Source organism: Pseudalkalibacillus decolorationis (assembly GCF_024609785.1).
GTDB lineage: Bacteria > Bacillota > Bacilli > Bacillales > Fictibacillaceae > Pseudalkalibacillus > Pseudalkalibacillus decolorationis.
This window is the reverse complement of the sequence record NZ_JANHJQ010000010.1, coordinates 26,097-45,814: the sequence shown is the minus strand read 5'-3', so window position 1 is coordinate 45,814 and position 19,718 is coordinate 26,097. Positions and strand designations below refer to the sequence as shown.

Below are 19,718 nucleotides of genomic sequence, written 5' to 3'. Positions count from 1 at the left end.
ACCATTCGTTCGTTAGTGAACGTCTATGGTTAGCCCTTCGTAATTACTTCAGTGAATGAATCATGCTAAGGAAATTATTTGCGTAAAGGGGGAGAGAGAATTTATCTTTAACCTGCTGTTCCGCATGTTCGATAATGATTTTTCTAATAAAACTGCTATACATCAAGTCTTCTGCTTCAGCGACTGCTTTGGATATATCGTGATGTGGATAAATTTTTCCTGTGTTATTCTGTACAACCGACCGCTTAATACCGTCTGAATCAGTTGTTAAAACAGGGCATCGACAACTCATTGCTTCAATAATCGCATACCCAAACCCCTCGACCTTCGAAGTGGAGCATAATAATCCACCTGAATCACCGACCATAGAGTAATAGTCAGCCATACTAGCATGTGGGATATTATCGAACATTTTAATAGAGTTTGTCAGTTGCAAGGTTCTGACTGATTTATTAAAACGTAATCTTTCCTTGATAGAAGACATTGAAGAGTCCTCGAACATCCACCCATGAATAGTAGGGTTCCTATTTCTTAAAGTGGCCAATATTGTTAGATAATCGCTCCAATTTTTATTCTCCTCAATTCTTCCTACCCATGCTAAAATTGGCTGGCTTGGACAGTTGTTTTTTCTATATTGGAAAGTCGATGTATCGATGCAATTATCAAAACAAAAGTGATTATGGTTCGGGTAATATAAATCAACTAAACGCATTAAATGAGGGGTTCTTGGATACAGTAGTCCACTTACATCATTTTGTTCAATATAATGCACCGCATCCTTAAGCCATTGATCCGCTGTTTGAAAATCACCAAGTCCCTGTACTTCAAAGAGTATTTTTCCACTGTAACCTAATTTTCTAAGCCGCTCAATAAATGGATAATCTGAACAAACGATGATAAGATCATAGTTCCCTTTTTTGAGCAATCTGTTTATTTCATCATCCTTATTTGTAATAAATGTTTGATTACCGGTAATATTTTGAACTCCTTTTCCGGGATGAAAATAAAGAAAGTCAAAGCTTATTCCATGTTTTTTCATTGCCTCACTTCTTTGCCTTGCTAATGTTTCCATCCCTCCGCTAGGGAAATAATAAGTAAATAATATGTTCATTTCAATCTCCTTCAGGTTCGACAATTATATTCTATTTCCGAGTATGAACATGAACCTTATGACCACATTCTCTCATATTCTATTTTATTAATATGCTCATTGTTTGAGAGTGTTTACTTATTCAATCGCTTACCTATTAAACAAACCCTTCTAGAGATTGGTAGTGAACAGTGGAATTTGGTTGTTCTCTCATATTCGTTTATACAAAAGCTTGTCATCATTCATACGATACTAAAGGATCTATAAAATTTAATAACATAGGATGTGGAGGTGAAATATTGAGTAGATTAAATATCTTATTTCTAACGAAAGATCGAACCCATCAAATGGAAAAAAGTAGTCATTATTTCGGTGAGGAATTAAAGAAACAGTGTAATTTAACGATTTGGACGGAGGATGGACACATAGCAAATATTCTTAGACAAATACCTTTTACTCCTGATTTCATATTTATAAATGATGTTATTGATCCCCGTTTAGCACCAACCATCCAAGGCCTCAAAAATATCAAAATACCAACTGGTGTCCTTTTTCATGATATTTCCTATGAAATTCAAAAAAGAAAACAATATGTCATAAGCCACAATATCGATTATGTATTTACACATTATCGTGAAGCCTTTCTTAAATGGTTTCCTGAATTTAGAAATCGGATGGTTTGGGTACCACACAGCGTAAACGTAGACGTTCATAAGGATTACATGCAAAAGAAGACGATTGATATGCTAATGATGGGTGCTACGGTTCGAACCGTATATCCTTTACGTGATTATATGTTGAAGAAACTAACCCATCAACCAGGATTCATTTATCATCCCCATCCTGGGTATTGCGAGGTTGATAAAGTAGAAAAAGGTTCTTTAGTTGGAAAAGATTATGCGATGGAGATTAATAGAGCAAAGATCTTTTTTACTTGTAATTCCGTTTTTAAATATCCATTAATGAAATACTTTGAGGTACTTGCTTGTAATACGCTTTTATTAGCACCGCTTTCTAAAGACCTTCAGGAGCTAGGATTTAGGGATGGTGTTAATTGTGTAGATGTCGGTTACACGAACTTTCTTCAAAAGGCTAATTATTACCTTCAGAATGAACAAGAAAGAAAGAAGATTGCTCAAAACGGCTATCAGATGGTAAGAATGATGCATACAACCAAACATAGAGTTGAACAGTTTCTAATTATAATCAGAAGACTGGTTGAAGAACGCAATAGGTAAGAAAGGTAATAAAGGGATCATTTTCGAAAGGAGTTGTTCCATTCTTTAATATGATCAATATAGGTGCAAGGCCGTTAGTAAGTGTCATAGTACCTTTCTATAACTGTCCATATATACAGAGTGCTATTGAGAGTGTATTAAATCAAACGTATTCGAATGTAGAAATAATCGTCGTTAATGATGGATCGACGAAACACTCAGAGCTGCTGCAACCATTTCGTGACAAAATCATCTATATAGAGAAAGAAAATGGTGGAACTGCTACAGCTCTCAATGTTGGGCTGAAATCGGCGAATGGTGATTTAATTGCTTGGCTAAGCTCTGATGACCGTTTTGTTACTGATAAACTAGAGAAACAGGTTCACTTTATGAAGCAAACAAAGGCTGATTTAATCTATACGAATTATGACTATATAAATGAATACAATGAAATCACAGCAACTAAACTCGGAATCCCCCTTTTTAATAAAAAGGATTTACTTAGATATATGATAAGAAATAATCCGATAAACGGTTGCACGATATTAGCTAAAAGGCAGGCATTGATCAATGTGGGCCTATTTGATGAGACATTACGTTATGCAAATGATTATGATATGTGGATAAAGTTGGCTATCAATTACGAGGTCAAGTTTTTAGATGAATGCTTGGTGAGGTATAGGATTCATGAAAATATGGGTAGTAAAAAACACAGTAAAGAGGTCATGGCCGAGTTTATTCATGTTAAAAACAGATATAGGCTTCCTTTATTAAATAGGATCATTCAAGAAAAGAAAGATCAGTAGTCAACATTGGTATGGGGCTGTCCTGTAAAGTTTTGTTCCTCTTATCAGGGAGAACGATGCTTTGTATCAGGTCAGCCCCTGCCTTTTTTCAGTTACAGAGTAACTCGTCTAAACCAAACTGAATATTGTACATAAGGTAATATAGTATTCCGATTTTTGATAGATAAGGAGGAGGAATAGGATATGAAAATTATGACGATTTTAGGTACCCGACCTGAAATTATTCGTTTGAGTCTAATCCTCAAAAAGCTAGATCGTATAGCTTCTAAACATATTGTGGTCCATACTGGCCAAAATTTCACTGCATCTTTAAACGATATCTTCTTTAAAGAAATGGATATAAGGAAACCAGATTATGTATTAAGTACACGGGAGCACTCATTAGGACAACAGTTATCGTTAATGTTCCGGGAATTAGAGATTCTGTTCAATAATGAAAAGCCCGATAAAGTTCTGATTCTTGGTGATACGAACAGTGCATTGTCAGCAATCCTTGCAGAGAGAATGAATATCCCTGTTTATCATATGGAAGCTGGGAACCGTTGTAACGATTTGCGTGTACCGGAAGAAAAAAACAGAAAAACCGTAGATGCCATTTCAATGTACAACTTACCTTATACTCCTAAAAGTAGAGAAAATCTATTAAGGGAGGGCGTGCCATCAAAGAGAATTATGATGTCTGGCAATCCAATCTACGAGGTGCTTGATTTTTATAAGGATGACATTAATAAGAGTACAATCCTTAAAAAAATGAACTTAAATTCAAGTGATTATTTTTTGACTACCATTCATCGGGCTGAAAATGTAGACAACCCTGAAAATTTAAAGTTGATTTTAGAAGCGATAAATCTTATAGCTGCAACTTTCAAGAAGAGAGTGGTCTGTAGTGTTCATCCAAGAACAAGGTCCAAAATAAACGCTTTGGATTCATTAAATCTGGATCCTCTTATAGAACTTGAAGAACCTTTTGGCTTTTTTGACTTTGTCCAATTAGAAAAAAACGCGGTATGTGTACTTACAGATAGTGGAACTGTCCAGGAAGAATGCTGCCTGTACCGGGTTCCCACTGTAACAGTTAGAAACACTACGGAACGACCAGAAACCGTGGAATGCGGGAGTAATGTGGTCACTGGATTGCAGCCAGAAAACATTTTGAATGCTGTGAATGTCATGATTACTCAGCAAAGGAATTGGGAATTTCCAACAGGCTATGCTGATTCAAATGTGTCCGATAAAGTTGTTAAATTCTTAATAGGAGGAAATGAAAGTGTTGAATAAAACCATTCTAATTACTGGAGGGACAGGATCATGGGGACATGAACTTGTCAAGCAATTATTACCTAAAAATCCGAAAGAAATCAGGATATTATCTCGGAATGAGTCGAGCCAGGTCGCGATGGCCATGCAACATGAACTCAACGATAAATTAAAGTTTATTATAGGTGATATCCGAGATTATGAAGCGGTACAGAAAGCATCTCAAAATGTAGATGTTATTTATCATCTAGCCGCATTGAAGCACGTTCCGATTTGTGAGAATCAGCCATATGAAACATTGAAAACGAATATTGTTGGGACCCAACATGTAATTGATGCTGCAATCACGAACAACGTTAAGAAAGTCATTTATATATCAACAGATAAAGCTGCGAACCCAGCGAATTTTTATGGATTGACAAAAGCGATTGGCGAAAAGCTAATCATTCATGCAAATGTAATGAGATCCTCGACCAAATTTGTATGTATTCGCGGTGGTAATGTCCTAGGTACGAATGGAAGTGTAATCCATGTATTTAAAGATCAAATTCAACGTAAAGGGGTCGTCGGAATAACAGATAAACGAATGACTCGATTTTTCTTAACATTAGAGGAAGCCATAAAACTGATCTTCAAAGCGACCTATGAGAGTCAAGGTGGAGAAATATTTGTTATGAAAATGCCGACGTGTAAAATTACAGATTTAGCTGAAGTTTTAATTGAAGCTTCTGGAGAAAAAAATGTAACCATTATCGAAAATGGAATCCGGCCAGGTGAGAAGCTTCATGAATTATTGCTTTCAGAATACGAGTGTACGAGGTCCGTCTATTTTGATAACGAGTATTTTGTTATCTTACCTTCGATTGAAATTAAAGGGTTGAATGAGCACTATTCCAAACTTCAGAAAGTTGACTTACAGAGTTATAGTTCTAGCGAGGAATTAATGACCAAAGAGGAAATTAGGAAAATGCTTCAAAAAGGTGATTTTTTGTCATGAAATATTTAATTCTCGGAGGTAAAGGGATGGCAGGTCACCTTATTACTTCCTATCTAAAAGAGAAAGGATATATCGTGTATCATACCTCTAGAAATTTATATGACCAAAAATCATTATACTTGGATGCAACTTGCATAGATCAAGTGGAACATGTTATTCACCAAGTGAAACCAGATGTTGTCGTTAATTGCATAGGTTTATTGAATGAAAATGCGCAAGATCACCCGATTGAAGCAATTCAATTGAATAGTCTGTTACCTAAAGTAATTGAGAACACAGTGAATACGTATGGTGCAAAACTCGTTCATATTAGTACAGACTGTGTGTTTTCAGGAGCAAAAGGTGATTATTTAGAGAATGATGATCCAGATGGAAATTCTGTTTATTCTAAAACAAAAATGATCGGTGAAGTCTGTAATGCTCCTCATCTAACATTTCGAACGTCGATCATTGGACCTGAACTTAAAAATGGGATTGGATTGTTTCACTGGTTTATGAAACAAAAAGGAACGATCAAAGGTTTTACAAAAGTACCTTGGAACGGTGTTACCACATTAGAGATAGCAAAAGCAATCGAAGAAGCTGTTAAACAAAATTTATCAGGATTATATCATTTGACCGCACCAACGAAGATATCGAAATATGATCTGTTGATGCTAATCAAAACTACTTTCAATAAAGAAGATGTAACCATTGAACCTTATGATCAAACTGAAATTGATCGAACGTTATTAAATTCAAGGAACGATTTTTCCTATTCAGTATCTGCTTATCCACATATGATCCAGGAGCTAAAAGAGTGGATACAACAACATGAAAAGTAAACAGGAAACCATATTAATAACAGGGGCATCAGGTTTTACCGGTAAACATGCTTGTAACTACTTTGTTCAAGAAGGTATGCGTGTCGTCGGTTTATCTCGAACTGCAGAACAACCAGATACACCATATGAATACCGCCAACATGATTTGAGTGATTATGAGGGTTTAGAGTACATCGTACAAAAGATAAACCCTACCTATATACTACATTTAGCTGGAATGAACTCCGTTTCAACATCCTGGGAGGACCCGATTCAATGTATGAATACCAACCTTATATCTACATTGAACGTACTAGAGGCTGTCAGAAAGAAAGCGCCTGGATGTCAGGTTCTTGTTGTAGGTTCTTTATTGCAGTTCAACCCATTGAATGAAACCCACGCACCTCATCCATATAGCTTAAGTAAATCCTTTCAAACGATCGCAGCACAAAACTGGTCTCATTTTTTCAATCAAAAAATCATGATTGCAAAACCTTCTAATTTAATTGGCCCAGGTCATTCTTCAGGTGTATGTTCGATATTCGCTCAGAAAATGATCAGCATTGAAAATGGTGAAACTGAAAATCAATTTAGTATAAACCCAAATGTAGTAAGAGACTTTGTAGATGTAAGAGATGCTGTACGTGCCTATCATACCTTGCTCAAACACGGTGAAAACGGTCAAATCTATGAAATAGGAAGCGGGAAAGGGAAAAGCCTTCGTGAAATTGTTGATGAATTACAAAAGCTTACAACTACCCAGCTGAACGTTACGGAAACCTCTGAAAATGAAGTGGATGTATATGTAGCGGAAAATGTACGACCGATTACGAGACTTAACTGGAAACCGATCATCTCTTTTTCACACTCAATCTCAGATATTGTTATGTATTTCAGGACATAACTTTAAAATAAGTCGTAATGGTTTATAGATGAAAGGAGGAAATGCCAATGAAAATTGCAATTATAGCAGTCACCCTTTGTAAAGGTGGTGCGCAAAGGATGTTAGTAGAGCTGGCGAATGGACTGAAACAGAGAGGCCATGATATCACTATTGTCATGTCTTCTCATGGGATTGTGGAATTTCCTTTAAACGTAAAGATTATTCGAACAAAAACCCAGGACATAACAGTAAATGATATCCCAGATAGTGATGTAATTGTTTCAACTTATTATTCGTTAATTCAAGTATGTGAACAAGCTAGTCTTGCTGGAAAAGGTATCCATGTTAGAATAAGTCTTTGTTATGAGCCGGTTTTTCTACCTAATCAGGAAGTATCATTCAAAAGTTATCATATTAGTAAAAATCTCATTGTATTGTCTGCTTGGCAGAAACAAGTCATCAAATTAAATCATGGGATCGACGGTGAAACTGTTCCTGTTGGTATAAGTGGAGCGTTTCATAATATGGGGCTTAGAAATGGAAAAGCTCTTAGAGTTAGTGGGATTCTCCGTATACCAGAGGGTGGATACTCATGGCATCGTGATCAAGAATATCTTACCCAAACGCTAAACGCTATTAAACACAAATATCCTGATGTAGTAATCAGTTTAATAACTCATCCTAACGAATTAAAACATTCTCCTACTCTTAGAAGTGTCCATTCTAATCAAAACTTCGAATCTTTACACCCAGCAGATGACACTATGCTGAATCACTACTTGAATATTACAGATATTTTTATAAGTACATCAACCTTTGACACTGGATCTCTTCCCGGACTAGAGGCAATGAAATGCGGTGCTGCGGTTACTACAATCTATAGCGGTGGAAATGCGGATTATTGTCGCCATAATCATAACTGTTTGCTTTCATATCGATATGAAAATAAGTTGTTTGAACACATATCATTTTTGATCGACAATCCTGAACATCGCTATCGAATTGCTAAAGAGGGTGAAAAAGAAGCTGCAAAATGGACATGGGAAAAAAGTGTAGATGCTTTTGAATCAGCGATAAAGAAATTTATAGCAAGGATTTGAGCAATTAAGACAATGTGAAAGAATTATTTATTAACTAATCTGAAAGAAAGGGTGAAAATCAATGGGGAACCGTGAAGAACATTCATTACCTGCATTTTTATTAAATTCTATACCTAAAAGCGGTACACACTTATTAAAACAAATCCTCCTAGGTATACCTGGAATGAAACATTATCCGGATAAAGGGATGTTTGGTCATTATGAATATCAAACAGACATACAGATTAACCGGGCGAAAAATCTTGAAGACGATGAATTTATTAATGGACATTTATTCTATTCAAATAAATGGGAAGAATTTTTTAATGATATAAACATGAAGCAGGTATTTGTCATACGTGATCCGCGCGATATAGTGGTTTCATACGCACACTTTATACCAACGCTTCCAATCCACCCCTTATATGCGACCTTTACCCAAAAAGGATTTACACATCGTGACCGTATAAAATTTTTAATAGAAGGCGGGCAGCCGATAGATCCAAGAGTAGCTTACCAACCAAACGTTAACGATTGGTTTACTGGATTCTCGGAATGGATGGTGAAGTACAATGTACTTACAATTCGCTTTGAAGACATCCTTTCATCACCATTAACAAAGTTAAAAACAGTAAATAAAATCGTCCAATTTTTATGGGACGGCCGACGAGTTCCCGGTACATCGCCAATTATGGTTAAGAAAATGATTCAAAACATAGATCCTATCTCTTCACCGACATATCGTAAAGGGAAGATCGGTGGATGGAGAAAGGAACTAGATACTGATCTTAAAGATACTTTTAAAAATATTGCAGGTGATCTATTGATTTCTTTAAATTATGAAAAAGATCATAATTGGTGATTTGAAGTACTTGGACAAGTGCTTTTGCTTCCGTGGGGGGACCGACGGCGAGAGCAACTGTTTTTAAATTTTGGTCGATATTCTAGTAGCTTGGTCTATGCAATATTTTCAGTAATTTCATATGATAAACCAATTAACATAAGAGAAGCGAGGTGTAGAAGGATGAATAGCAGCTATTACCCCAAAATAAGTGTTATCATCCCATTTTATAATTGTTCATTCATACATGAAGCCATTGAAAGTGTTTTTAATCAAACTTACAAAAACATTGAATTGATAGTCATAAACGATGGTTCAACGATAAATGCTGAACGATTGACTCCATTCATGAATAGGATCTCATATTTTTATCAGGAGAATAATGGTACAGCGGCTGCTTTGAATCAAGGTATAAAACTCGCTACAGGTGATCTTATTGCATGGCTCAGCTCCGACGATATTTTTTTACCTGAAAAGCTAGAAAAACAAGTAGATTTAATACAACGAACAAATTGTGATATGGTTTATACAAATTTCAATCTAATCGATGAAAAAAGTGACGTTACAAAGAGGGATGTCGGGCTGATAATCCATGACAAATTAAGCTTATTAAGACAGTTTCGAACAAGTTGTCCAATTAATGGAAGTACAGTTCTCATAAAGAAAGAAGTTTTTTCTGAAGTGGGTTGGTTTGACAGTGAATTACGTTATACGCAGGACTATGATATGTGGCTAAGGATTGCGGCCAAGTTCAATCTTGCAGTGGTAGGGAATTCACTATTACACTACCGAATCCATGACAATATGGGTTCAAAACGTTTTATAGAGGGGCAATGGAAGGAAATTAAGCTTGTCCAAGAAAGATATCGAGGTATGCTTGCCAGGCTCATACAAACAGAAGAAAAGGGTAAGAGTTGATCCAGAATGATAGGTGGTAAAGTAGTATGAAAATTGTCTCTTCCTCTCATGCACACAGATCTACATTCGAAATAAGCATTATTATTCCGACCTTCAATAAGTTTCCTCAAGTTTTATTTACCCTTTTTTCGTTAGAAAAGCAGAATTTTGATTTATCGAGGGTAGAGGTTATCTTGATAGATGATGGATCTACCGATTCAACTGGTATCATTCCAGACCACTATCTATTCCCGTTTGAACTAAAATACATCAAGTGTGACAAAAATATTGGTAGACCAGCAGCACGGAACGTTGGGATTCGTAATGCACAAGGAAAAATTTTGATCTTTCTTGACGCTGAGATAATCGTAAGTCCTGAGTTTTTAAATATTCACTATACACACCACCAGGAAAATCAGAATCTAGTCGTTACAGGTGTTATGACAATCAAGGCACTATACTCTGTACTATTTCCGGATTTTTCAACGAATCAATTGAATCAAGCTGCACTGCTAATAAAGAATTTGCCAGAATACAAGACAAAATATGAAGTATTTCAAAAACAGCACGCGAAAACCTTTTTGTTAGACAGAATTGATATCCATTCAGGGAAGTATATAGGGTTGGCTCATACAACACCTTATGAAAAATTTTATAGGAATGTCATCATCTCTAATTATGGTTTCGATTTACAAGGGTACAGGATACCTTGGCAATTGTTCGGGACAGGTCATGTCTCAGTTCCAAAGTGGATGATCAATCAAGTAGGATTGTTTAAGGAATACAGTGGATATGGGTGGGATGATTGTGAAATGGGATATCGGTTGTATAAGAATGGTGCAACGTTTATTAGTGATGAGAACTTACTAAGTTATCATCAAGAACATCCTGTATCTGCTGGAAATGACAATCAATCTAAACAAAATTACTATACTTTTCAGGAAGCTTACAAAGAAATTGATCAAATGATCATTTCGTTAACCTTTTTACCAGCCCCGAAAAACCTCCATGAAGTAAACCAAATATTAATTAATTATCAAACTATGTGCAGTGAATTTCCAACTCAGTTTCCGATGATTGAACATGTATTCAAGGAAATGCTTCGCAATATCGGAATGAAATCAAAAAACAATGCCGATTTTTCAAATCTTTATAGTGCTACCCTAACCGAGACGGAAGCCCTTAGTAAAGAGAAGATGTTTCTAAGGAAATTGAATCGTTATCACCTATTTCTAGACTGTTTTGAATATCTTGAGAAATTATAAATCAAATTGGAGGTAGAAAAATGCCTAGCATTCCACATGGCGGGAAGCTGATTTCGCGGTATGATCCGTCTTCTTTGGAACAAGTAAAGAAGTTAAAGAAAATAGAATTATCTCAATCCGACTTATCCGAGCTAGAATGTATTGGGACCGGTGCCTATAGCCCATTAGAGGGTTTTATGAATCAATCCGATTATGATAGTGTTCTTAAACAAATGAGATTGAAGGATGGAACAATCTGGCCTTTGCCGATTAATTTATCAGTTTCCCAAGAGGTATCAAATGAACTTTCTGCCGGGGTGAGAGTTGCATTAAGCTTCGAGGGGGAGACATATGGATTCATTGATGTCGAAGAAATATACAAGGTGAATCTTGGAAATGAAGCTCAGCTTTTTTATGGAACGGGTGATTCCAATCATCCTGGTGTTGAAAAGCTGTTATCCCGCTCACCCTTTTATGTTGGCGGTCCCGTAACGATAATTAAAAGAATTCCTTCTTCTTTTCCTACTCACACATTAACCCCCGAGGAAACAAGAGACAGATTCAGATTGAATGGATGGGAAACGATTGTCGGATTTCAAACGAGAAACCCTGTTCATCGTGCCCATGAATATATTCAAAAGGTTGCACTTGAACAAGTTGATGGATTGTTCCTTCACCCGCTTGTAGGAGAGACAAAACCGGATGATGTACCTGCCCATGTTCGAATGAAATGTTACCAAACACTATTAAATAACTACTATCCATCAGACCGTTCCATTTTAGGGGTGTTCTTGGGGGCAATGAGGTACGCGGGGCCAAAGGAAGCATTATTCCATGCAATAGTCCGTAAAAATTACGGCTGTACACATTTTATCGTAGGAAGAGATCATGCTGGGGTTGGAGATTATTATGGGACGTATGATTCGCAAAATATTTTCAACCAGTTCTCCGCTAAGGAATTAGGGATTGTTCCACTAAAATTTGATCATAGCTTTTATTGTAAAAAATGTGAGCAAATGGCCTCCAGCAAAACATGCCCCCATACTAATAAAGATCATATCCACTTATCGGGGACGAAGGTCCGTCAAATGTTGAAACAAGGGTTACTTCCCCCTAAACATTTTAGTCGCCCAGAGGTTGTCAAACTATTACTAGAATATTATCGTAAACAAAAGGACTGAACCTACAAGCGATGACTGCAGATATTTTCATTACATTCTTTGTTTTGGGATTTATGTTTTTATTTTTAATACTGAACTATATTAGTGTAGAGGTTGTGATACTAGGCGCATTAATGGTCTTACTATGGGGCGGCATCCTTACACTTGATGAGGCTTTTGCCGGGTTTATAAATGAAGGAGTAATCACAATTGCTTCTTTATTTATCATGATGCATATGGTTCAGAAACACCCTTTGTTTCCAAAGCTTACACGCTTCATATTTGGCAATAAACAGACACTTCTAAGTGGAATGACACGTATGATGACTGTTACAGCGAGCTGTTCTAGTCTGATGAACAACACTCCGTTAGTTGTTTTATTTACCCCGATTGTCAAACGATGGTCCAACCTCCATTCCATTTTCCCTTCTAAATTATTGATTCCACTATCTTACGCAGCAATCCTTGGAGGCATGTGTACATTAATTGGTACTTCTACAAATTTAGTTGTACACACATTATTACAAAAAAACGGATTTGATGGATTTTCGATCTTTGAACTTGCCTTTGTAGGGGTCCCGTTATTTTTCTTTGCTTTACTATACATGGTCGTAATCGGCAAAAAATTATTACCGAATATTCAAAGCGATCCAAAAGACGTTAGTATGAATTCGCAATTAATTGAAGTACAAGTAAATGAAGACTTTCAATGGGTTGGTCAAACGATAAAAGAAGCGGGATTACGAGAACTGAAGCAATCCTATATCATGGCGATTTTAAGACAAGGAGAGTGTTTATTCCCGGTTTCACCAAATCAGAAAATACAAATGTTTGATCAACTCATTTTTGTAGGTGATACGACCTGTTATAAAGAAATCGAAACGATTCCAGGACTTTCTTTAGGAGAAACCAAATGTGAATTTATAACCCATGAAAGTGAATTGAGTTGGGTGGAAGCAGTTGTTCCACAGCATTCTTCTCTCGTATCACAACGTATTCGTAATCTGAATTTCCGCTCGCGTTTTGGTGGTGTAATCGTAGGAGTGTACAGGAATGGAAAAAGAATAAATGAAAAAATAGGGTCTATTCGGATAAAGTCCGGAGATATGCTTTACATTTTAACGTCAAAGGACCTTAGCCAGTTTCAAAGTGTCAATAATACCATGTGTTTATTAACTTCTCATTCTTCCGCCAAAAAGGCAACAGTCCGTGATTGGCTGCCGTTAATCGCTTTCGGTTCGATGGTTGGTTTAGTTGTCCTAGGGTTTTTGGAAATCGCATTTGCGGCAATTTCCACTGCAATAGTGTCATTGATCGTAAGCAGAACAACATTCGATGAGGTTAAGGATTCGATTAAATGGGATGTATTATTCGTTGTAGGAGGAGCATTCGGGATAGCAGAAGCAATGAATAAAACGGGTGCTGCAGAGTATCTGGCTACTCAACTATTTTTAATAGTAGACCCAATGACACCGTTAATCCTCTTAATGATTGTCTATATCTTAACGAATGTATTAACTGAAATGATTACGAATAATGCAGCGGCAGTTATCGTATTTCCGATTATGATGTCAATGGTTCAAGAAATGTCCTTAAATCCAGAACCATATGCTGTTGCGATCGCCATTGCTGCTTCAGCTAGTTTCTCCACTCCGATAGGTTATCAGACCAACCTTCTCGTTTACAGCTCGGGACAATACAGATTTCTGGATTTCATGAAAATCGGGTTTCCATTAAATGTGATTTGTTTTGTCGTAACTTCGTTGACTGTTCCCTTGTTTTGGCCATTATCCTAAAGGAGGAAAAGTAGATGACATCAAACTTATATTGGCATAACCAAGATGTATCTAAAAGAGAGAGACAACTATTACATGGTCATAAAAGTTTTATTATCTGGTTTACTGGTTTGTCTGGATCTGGTAAGTCAACCATTGCAAATCGATTGAACCGTTCATTATATGAAGAATCTATTTCCACCTACCTATTAGATGGCGATAATATAAGAATGGGCATTAACAATGATTTGGGTTTCGAACAAAAAGATCGTGAGGAAAATATTCGAAGAGTTGGTGAGGCAGCAAAACTGTTCGTAGATGCAGGTGTTGTTGTGTTAGCTACGTTCGTCTCTCCATATGTCAGGGACAGACAATTTGTCAGAAACCTCGTAGGTAATGATGAATTCATCGAAGTATATGTCGAATGCGATATGGAAACGTTGATAAAACGTGATCCAAAAGGGCTTTATGAAAAAGCATTGAACGGGAAAATAAACAACTTCACTGGTATAACAGACCCATACGAGCAGCCTGTAAACCCAGAGGTCATCTTAGATACATCTAAAATACCTTTAAATGAATGTGTCAAACATATTGAAGAGTATTTATATAAGAAAGGTTATCTATCGGAAATAAAATAAAAAGCTGAACCAGTATCTTTGATGACCACTGGTTCAGCTTTTGCATATATATGAGAACGGCCCATAAGTGAAGTTCGGAAACACCCGTATGATGTTAATTAATCTTGTGTTGGAGGCTTCCATGTCACCTTACCGCACGTCGAGCAGGATTTTTTTGGTTTTGCTGGGAAAAGTGATTTATTTGAAGTTCGTTTTCTTCTTTCACTCTTAATCTTATTGTATAACCCTTGAAGATCTTTCTTTTGCAACATCTGTCACCCCTTGTATGTTCTCTGTGAACATATAATATTCCACATAAAAAGAAGGGGTGTATTATTTGGGACGAAATGGATTAATCTTTTTTGTAGTTGGACTTTTAGCTTGATTTTTAAATGGATTTATTGGATTTTTCTTTGAGTTGTTTTTTTGTTTGAAAGGTTGGATGGGATTTTCCTTTATGTCTCCTGATCGTTTTGATCGGTTAAGGTCGTTTGAAACACGCTTACTTGAACTGTGAGTTTTTTTGTTCCCTTTTAAAAGGGGAGGATTCGGCCAATCGTTTTTATTTTTGTCTTTATTGTTCATTTGTATGTCACCCTTTCAAAAATAGGCATTAATCTTTGTATCATAACCCATGATTATTCCATAGTATGTATTGAATCTTCAGTTCATGATGAAGAAAGGAAGGGAAACTATGAGTTACAAAAAACACAATATACCTAAAGCTACTAACAGCTTACAGGATGAGTGTATTCGCGTACAAAAAGTTTACGATTGGGTAACGGATGCTTTATCCGTTCGCAAAACGGTACGGTTTACCCGCGACCAGCTTAAAGATATAGAAGAAGCGATGGAAGATCCTTGTCGTCGCCCTCTACGTCTAATCTGTGAACCGCCAAAAACACCGCCTCTATTCCCTCTAAACAATAGAAAATATGATTATGATAAGGACCATGAAGATCTAGATTTCATTTGTGAACAAGTGGGGGATAAGCGTGATGTAACGATTTCTACAAATGGCGGATTTGTAGATGCTCAATTGGTCGAGTTATTAATCAGTACCGATTTGAAAATTAATGTCGTTGACCGAAATGGTGATATAGTAACATGCCTAAAAGTCAATGCATCAGTATTTGAATCCTTTGTACTTTGCTATCCAGAGGGTACAGAGTTATTCTGCAAGGTATCCAAAATATTCTGTAGAATACCTACTGGAACGGTGCTCCTAAATACACCATGTCCAGATGAATTCGATATTGAGATTACATTCTGTCTTGATATTCAGGTGGAGGCAGAAGTGAAATTAGAAGTACTCGCAAAATTCTGTTCACCACGTGACAATGATCTTATCGCACCTGAAATGGGTGATCAGTGTCCGAAAGTTCATTTTCCACCTCAATGTCCAGATATCTTTCCACGTCCAAACTGTGATTGTACAGCAGAAGGGGAAGCAAGCGGGAATACTGGTTCAGGTGCAACAGAGGAAGGTCGCATAGCCGTTCTCGTCGACATCTGTCCGAATTGTAGCCTCATTGACAGTGTTCTTCGTGCAAGCTTTAAGGATCTGGATACTGGAGACGGTCAAAACGGATTTAATTTCACAGCAACGAGCTTCGATCAAGAAACACTTTGCTGCGACGAAAAAGATGGAGACCTTCGACTTACAATTAGTGGTGAAGGCCGAGCAGATGGTAAGAAAGTAGACTTCAACTTTGCAGTCGTGGATTGTAGTGAAGGAACTGAATTCCAGCTTCAATTGATCAATAACAAAGGTAAAACGATATTCGATACCGGAATTGTTGAAGCAGATGAAGGCGAAGTCGAAGTTGAAGATTGTGTCACTTTTGATGATGTTAAGATCAAGCAACCATAATCTACATGCTATAAAGAGCGAGGGGTCCTCTCGCTCTTTTTTTTGCACGAAAAAAGTAGTTGTAAAGTCTATTCGCGAATATACATATGATAAGGATGAGTGCCCGGTAAGGAGGGGAAACGTTTTATGAACTCGCAAAAAGAGCTTAGTTACGATCGATTAGCCTCACGTACCAAATATTATCAAGAAAAATCGCTTCAGTTAGAAAAAAAGTTACTTTTTGCTGAAGATACAATTGAACAGCTGGAAAAAAAGCTTAAAGAGGCTGAAGAAAATGATGGTCTACAACGTGAATTACAAACTAAAGAAGAGGAGCTCGTCCAATACCATCAGGAAATACATCGCTTAAAAGACCAACTTTCAAAGAGTAACCACGACGAAATGAACAATAAGATTAGCGGTTTCGAGGAACTGCTTGAAACGGTCGAGAAGGAGATGAATGAAAAGGAAAAACAAATTGACTCTTATCGTAGCAAAATTAAAAGCTTGGAGAAACGTCTGAAGCTGCAAAACCAAGCTGATAAAGCGCCAAAAGATATAGTAAAAGAAGAAACCGCCAAAGAGGAATTACTCCTCTCTGCTTATTTTAATTATAGTTTAATTTGCAAGGATGAGGGATCTTACGTCATTCATGGAAGTTTCCATATGACAAATATTGGGGAGAAAGAGCTTGAAAACCCACTCATTTGTTTTCGATATCAACCCACTGATTATACAAGCTTAAAAGGTAAGATAGGTTCTATGGAACAAACGAATGTAGCGGATGAGAAAAAGGAGTCTTTGCAGTGGGTTTTTCTAGAAAATGACTGGGCTAAAGAAGCACGAGAAAGAGGTGAGATATGGATCGCTTCCATGCATGAACTAAAACTTCAAGCGAACCAAACGATTTCTCTTACTGATTTCCAAATACCAATTCAAAAAGAGTTTGAAGATAGTATTACAATCGAGGCATTCGTTTATTTTCCTAATCATGAGTATCGGGCTCGTGCTGTTAACCAGATCGCCCTTAACTTCTAAGGTTGTTAAAAAGAAACCATATGATTGAACGGAGCCAATCGTATCCAAAACGGATAATAGGAGTTTCATTTTGAAAACTGGGGGTATATAAAGAATAAAAGCGTGAAGTAGGTGATGAAAATGGGATATGTACCTCCAATAGTACCTCAACAAAATTTAATTTACGGGAGTCGGACAGAGAACAACGTTGCTCTTAAATTAAGACTCTATCCAGTAGAACAAGTTCAATTGAATGATGTAACGGAAACCCCATTGGAAACGATTCAGAATCATGATTCAAAAAACGGAAAACGTGAATCCTTTAAAAAATTATTATCTGATTTAACAGGAAAAGGGCAAAATATAAACGAAGTAATATAGGGAATGAGTAGGGTCGATCCGCTCATTTCCTATTTTTTAATAGAAATGGTGCGATGTGAAAATGGAATTTATTCAAATAAACCATTCATGCTATTATTTTAACGGTCCTGTAAACGTCGGTTATGTAAATGAAGGTGAGCACGGTTTACTTATAGATACCGGAATTGACAAGCAAGTCATGAAGAAAATCATCCGAAAACTTGAAGAACTGTCATTGCCGATTACCCATCTTTTTATTACGCACGCTCACGCCGATCACTATGGCGGAGCCAATTACCTGCAAGCTTCAAAAAGGGTATATACAATAGCTCCTGCTGTTGAAGAATCAATCCTGCAAAATCCGATTCTTGAACCGATCTATTTATCACAAGGAAATAGACCACTTGATGAAATGCGCAATAAATTCCTAGAGGCACCTCCCGTTCGTGTAGATCTAGTGGTCACAGAAGGGGTTATTGAATTAGGTCAGTTCAATTTAGAGCTTATACCACTCCCAGGCCATAGTATCAATCAATTAGGTGTAAAAGTGAAACGAATCCTGTATGCAGCTGATAGTTATTTTTCTGCGGAACAACTAAACAAGCATCGTATTCCTTATATCATTGATGCAGATGCAACACTGGCTACACTCGAGAAATTGCTTTCGATGGACGTCGATGGCAGTATTCCTGGACATGGAATATATGAAGAAAATCCAGATCAAACACTGATCACAAATTATGACCACCATGTAGCAATTATCGAAAGTATGTATGAGATTCTTTCGATGTATGAGAGCGGTTGTAGCTTCGAAACTTTTATGAGCGAGATGTGCAGAAGGTGGGAGGTAAAGCTTCAATCGGTTTCCGTATGGGCACTCTACCGTACTGCAATCAACTCATATTTACTAAAAGGAATCGAAGATAAAAGAATCAACGTTGAAATAAGAGACTTTTCCCTTTACTTTACCCCGATTGCAGAAGCGTGACGGGTTACCAATAATCTTTCTTCTGCAATCCGCCATTCAGCATGTAATACGATAGAATAATCACCAATATTTTGCTGTTGAAGCTGGTATTTAAGCCATTTCACATCTTTTCCAAGTTCAATCAAATTATCATGAACAATCTCTCGATCAATGATAAGGGTTATTGGCAAGGATTGTTGTTTTACAGGCAAGTTTAGATCTTCACGATTTACGATATCATTTTGGGATTTAGGAAGAACGCTTACAGTTCCATTCGTTTCTAAAATGGCATATTCAACATCATAAAGTGAAAAAAAGCCTTTTTGTCGGATTAACCCCTGAAGTTGATTAAGGTCTAACTTACTCTTTTTCAAGGGTTGGTATAAAATTTTTCCTTTGTGAATAACAATTACGGGCTGTCCTTCTAATAAACCACGGGCACCCATTTTTTTCTGAGTCCACAATTCGATTGCATAAATCATTATTCCCCAAAGTACAAGGGCATAAAGAATAGAAAATATACTGACCTTATCATCATAAATGGCATTCCCCAATAACTCACCTAAAATAAGTGAGGAAATAAAATCAAACGGTGTAATTTGTGAGATTTGTGTCTTTCCCAGTAAACGGGTGACGATAAATAAGCCAATAAAACCAATGATAAGCTCGATCGATAATTCTAAAAGGTCCAAAGCCAACCCCCCGATGATTATTCTGGTCATAGTTTGGTCGAGAGCAGCTTAATTTAAACATTAAAACGGGACTGACAATAGAGTCAATCCCGTAAATTATGATCTGTTTTTTTGATTACACGTTAAGAAAGTATAACTTTTCAGCTGGAAGTAAATCGACG

General features: G+C 36.8%; 20 protein-coding genes. 17 read left to right on the top strand and 3 right to left on the bottom strand.

Annotation, left to right across the window (positions count from 1 at the left end; translation table 11 throughout):
* Window positions 1-43: 43 nt before the first annotated feature.
* On the bottom strand, window positions 44-1,111 hold the full coding sequence (locus NON16_RS11165; protein WP_257349103.1) for a glycosyltransferase family 4 protein: 1,068 nt from the start codon (window positions 1,109-1,111) through the stop codon (window positions 44-46).
* 278 nt (window positions 1,112-1,389) lie between these two features.
* Between NON16_RS11165 and NON16_RS11160 the strand changes: the two genes are divergently transcribed.
* The 13 genes from NON16_RS11160 (at window position 1,390) to cysC (ending at window position 14,690) form a co-directional block, all read left to right on the top strand.
* Window positions 1,390-2,328, top strand: coding sequence for a glycosyltransferase family protein (locus NON16_RS11160; protein ID WP_257349101.1), 939 nt, complete (start codon window positions 1,390-1,392; stop codon window positions 2,326-2,328).
* A gap of 50 nt (window positions 2,329-2,378) precedes the next feature.
* Entirely contained in the window at window positions 2,379-3,113 is a 735-nt protein-coding gene (locus NON16_RS11155; RefSeq protein ID WP_257349100.1) for a glycosyltransferase, read from the top strand.
* Window positions 3,114-3,296: 183 nt separating this feature from the next.
* Window positions 3,297-4,391, top strand: a complete 1,095-nt coding sequence (wecB, locus tag NON16_RS11150) for a non-hydrolyzing UDP-N-acetylglucosamine 2-epimerase (RefSeq protein WP_257349098.1) — start codon at window positions 3,297-3,299, stop codon at window positions 4,389-4,391.
* Window positions 4,381-5,367: a polysaccharide biosynthesis protein gene (locus NON16_RS11145; RefSeq protein WP_257349096.1), complete on the top strand. Its 987-nt coding sequence runs from the start codon at window positions 4,381-4,383 to the stop codon at window positions 5,365-5,367. The genes wecB and NON16_RS11145 overlap by 11 nt, the downstream gene beginning before the upstream one ends.
* Window positions 5,364-6,191, top strand: a complete 828-nt coding sequence (locus NON16_RS11140) for a dTDP-4-dehydrorhamnose reductase family protein (RefSeq protein ID WP_257349095.1) — start codon at window positions 5,364-5,366, stop codon at window positions 6,189-6,191. Before NON16_RS11145 ends, NON16_RS11140 begins: the two co-directional genes overlap by 4 nt.
* Complete coding sequence (locus NON16_RS11135) at window positions 6,181-7,074, top strand: SDR family NAD(P)-dependent oxidoreductase (protein ID WP_257349094.1); 894 nt, start codon at window positions 6,181-6,183, stop codon at window positions 7,072-7,074. The genes NON16_RS11140 and NON16_RS11135 overlap by 11 nt, the downstream gene beginning before the upstream one ends.
* A gap of 47 nt (window positions 7,075-7,121) precedes the next feature.
* Complete coding sequence (locus tag NON16_RS11130; protein ID WP_257349093.1) at window positions 7,122-8,153, top strand: glycosyltransferase family 4 protein; 1,032 nt, start codon at window positions 7,122-7,124, stop codon at window positions 8,151-8,153.
* A gap of 61 nt (window positions 8,154-8,214) precedes the next feature.
* Window positions 8,215-8,994 (top strand): sulfotransferase domain-containing protein, encoded by a 780-nt coding sequence (locus NON16_RS11125; protein ID WP_257349092.1) that lies wholly within the window; start codon window positions 8,215-8,217, stop codon window positions 8,992-8,994.
* 162 nt (window positions 8,995-9,156) lie between these two features.
* A complete protein-coding gene (locus NON16_RS11120) occupies window positions 9,157-9,891 on the top strand; it encodes a glycosyltransferase (protein ID WP_257349091.1) in 735 nt (244 codons plus the stop codon).
* A gap of 26 nt (window positions 9,892-9,917) precedes the next feature.
* Window positions 9,918-11,135, top strand: coding sequence for a glycosyltransferase family 2 protein (locus NON16_RS11115; RefSeq protein ID WP_257349090.1), 1,218 nt, complete (start codon window positions 9,918-9,920; stop codon window positions 11,133-11,135).
* A 20-nt stretch (window positions 11,136-11,155) separates the two neighbouring features.
* Window positions 11,156-12,295, top strand: coding sequence for a sulfate adenylyltransferase (gene sat, locus NON16_RS11110; protein WP_257349089.1), 1,140 nt, complete (start codon window positions 11,156-11,158; stop codon window positions 12,293-12,295).
* 11 nt (window positions 12,296-12,306) lie between these two features.
* The gene (locus NON16_RS11105) at window positions 12,307-14,070 is read left to right on the top strand and encodes an SLC13 family permease (protein WP_257349088.1); all 1,764 of its coding nucleotides are present in this window, start codon (window positions 12,307-12,309) and stop codon (window positions 14,068-14,070) included.
* A 14-nt stretch (window positions 14,071-14,084) separates the two neighbouring features.
* The gene (gene cysC, locus NON16_RS11100; RefSeq protein WP_257349087.1) at window positions 14,085-14,690 is read left to right on the top strand and encodes an adenylyl-sulfate kinase; all 606 of its coding nucleotides are present in this window, start codon (window positions 14,085-14,087) and stop codon (window positions 14,688-14,690) included.
* A gap of 312 nt (window positions 14,691-15,002) precedes the next feature.
* On the opposite strand, the gene NON16_RS11095 is transcribed toward cysC, so the two are convergent.
* Window positions 15,003-15,254: a hypothetical protein gene (locus NON16_RS11095; protein WP_257349086.1), complete on the bottom strand. Its 252-nt coding sequence runs from the start codon at window positions 15,252-15,254 to the stop codon at window positions 15,003-15,005.
* Window positions 15,255-15,363: 109 nt separating this feature from the next.
* On the opposite strand from NON16_RS11095, the gene NON16_RS11090 reads away from it, so the two are divergent.
* The 4 genes from NON16_RS11090 (at window position 15,364) to NON16_RS11075 (ending at window position 18,886) form a co-directional block, all read left to right on the top strand.
* Window positions 15,364-16,542 carry a BMQ_0737 family morphogenetic spore coat protein gene (locus tag NON16_RS11090; protein WP_257349085.1) on the top strand — a complete coding sequence of 393 codons (1,179 nt, stop codon included), beginning with the start codon at window positions 15,364-15,366 and terminating at the stop codon, window positions 16,540-16,542.
* 126 nt (window positions 16,543-16,668) lie between these two features.
* Window positions 16,669-17,559, top strand: a complete 891-nt coding sequence (locus NON16_RS11085) for a hypothetical protein (protein ID WP_257349084.1) — start codon at window positions 16,669-16,671, stop codon at window positions 17,557-17,559.
* 120 nt (window positions 17,560-17,679) lie between these two features.
* Window positions 17,680-17,919 carry a hypothetical protein gene (locus NON16_RS11080; protein ID WP_257349083.1) on the top strand — a complete coding sequence of 80 codons (240 nt, stop codon included), beginning with the start codon at window positions 17,680-17,682 and terminating at the stop codon, window positions 17,917-17,919.
* A gap of 61 nt (window positions 17,920-17,980) precedes the next feature.
* Window positions 17,981-18,886 carry an MBL fold metallo-hydrolase gene (locus tag NON16_RS11075; protein ID WP_257349081.1) on the top strand — a complete coding sequence of 302 codons (906 nt, stop codon included), beginning with the start codon at window positions 17,981-17,983 and terminating at the stop codon, window positions 18,884-18,886.
* Here the strand turns inward: NON16_RS11075 and NON16_RS11070 are convergent.
* Window positions 18,859-19,557: a DUF421 domain-containing protein gene (locus NON16_RS11070; RefSeq protein ID WP_257349080.1), complete on the bottom strand. Its 699-nt coding sequence runs from the start codon at window positions 19,555-19,557 to the stop codon at window positions 18,859-18,861. The two genes, NON16_RS11075 and NON16_RS11070, sit on opposite strands and share 28 nt — an antisense overlap.
* Window positions 19,558-19,718: the final 161 nt, after the last annotated feature.

Bases quoted from the DNA above. Each gene is read 5' to 3' on its own strand.
- NON16_RS11165 (WP_257349103.1), bottom strand. From the start codon at position 1,111: ATGAACATATTATTTACTTATTATTTCCCTAGCGGAGGGATGGAAACA.
- NON16_RS11155 (WP_257349100.1), top strand. From the start codon at position 2,379: ATGATCAATATAGGTGCAAGGCCGTTAGTAAGTGTCATAGTACCTTTC.
- wecB (WP_257349098.1), top strand. From the start codon at position 3,297: ATGAAAATTATGACGATTTTAGGTACCCGACCTGAAATTATTCGTTTG.
- NON16_RS11140 (WP_257349095.1), top strand. From the start codon at position 5,364: ATGAAATATTTAATTCTCGGAGGTAAAGGGATGGCAGGTCACCTTATT.
- NON16_RS11135 (WP_257349094.1), top strand. From the start codon at position 6,181: ATGAAAAGTAAACAGGAAACCATATTAATAACAGGGGCATCAGGTTTT.
- NON16_RS11130 (WP_257349093.1), top strand. From the start codon at position 7,122: ATGAAAATTGCAATTATAGCAGTCACCCTTTGTAAAGGTGGTGCGCAA.
- NON16_RS11125 (WP_257349092.1), top strand. From the start codon at position 8,215: ATGGGGAACCGTGAAGAACATTCATTACCTGCATTTTTATTAAATTCT.
- NON16_RS11120 (WP_257349091.1), top strand. From the start codon at position 9,157: ATGAATAGCAGCTATTACCCCAAAATAAGTGTTATCATCCCATTTTAT.
- NON16_RS11115 (WP_257349090.1), top strand. From the start codon at position 9,918: ATGAAAATTGTCTCTTCCTCTCATGCACACAGATCTACATTCGAAATA.
- sat (WP_257349089.1), top strand. From the start codon at position 11,156: ATGCCTAGCATTCCACATGGCGGGAAGCTGATTTCGCGGTATGATCCG.
- NON16_RS11105 (WP_257349088.1), top strand. From the start codon at position 12,307: ATGACTGCAGATATTTTCATTACATTCTTTGTTTTGGGATTTATGTTT.
- cysC (WP_257349087.1), top strand. From the start codon at position 14,085: ATGACATCAAACTTATATTGGCATAACCAAGATGTATCTAAAAGAGAG.
- NON16_RS11095 (WP_257349086.1), bottom strand. From the start codon at position 15,254: ATGAACAATAAAGACAAAAATAAAAACGATTGGCCGAATCCTCCCCTT.
- NON16_RS11090 (WP_257349085.1), top strand. From the start codon at position 15,364: ATGAGTTACAAAAAACACAATATACCTAAAGCTACTAACAGCTTACAG.
- NON16_RS11085 (WP_257349084.1), top strand. From the start codon at position 16,669: ATGAACTCGCAAAAAGAGCTTAGTTACGATCGATTAGCCTCACGTACC.
- NON16_RS11080 (WP_257349083.1), top strand. From the start codon at position 17,680: ATGGGATATGTACCTCCAATAGTACCTCAACAAAATTTAATTTACGGG.
- NON16_RS11075 (WP_257349081.1), top strand. From the start codon at position 17,981: ATGGAATTTATTCAAATAAACCATTCATGCTATTATTTTAACGGTCCT.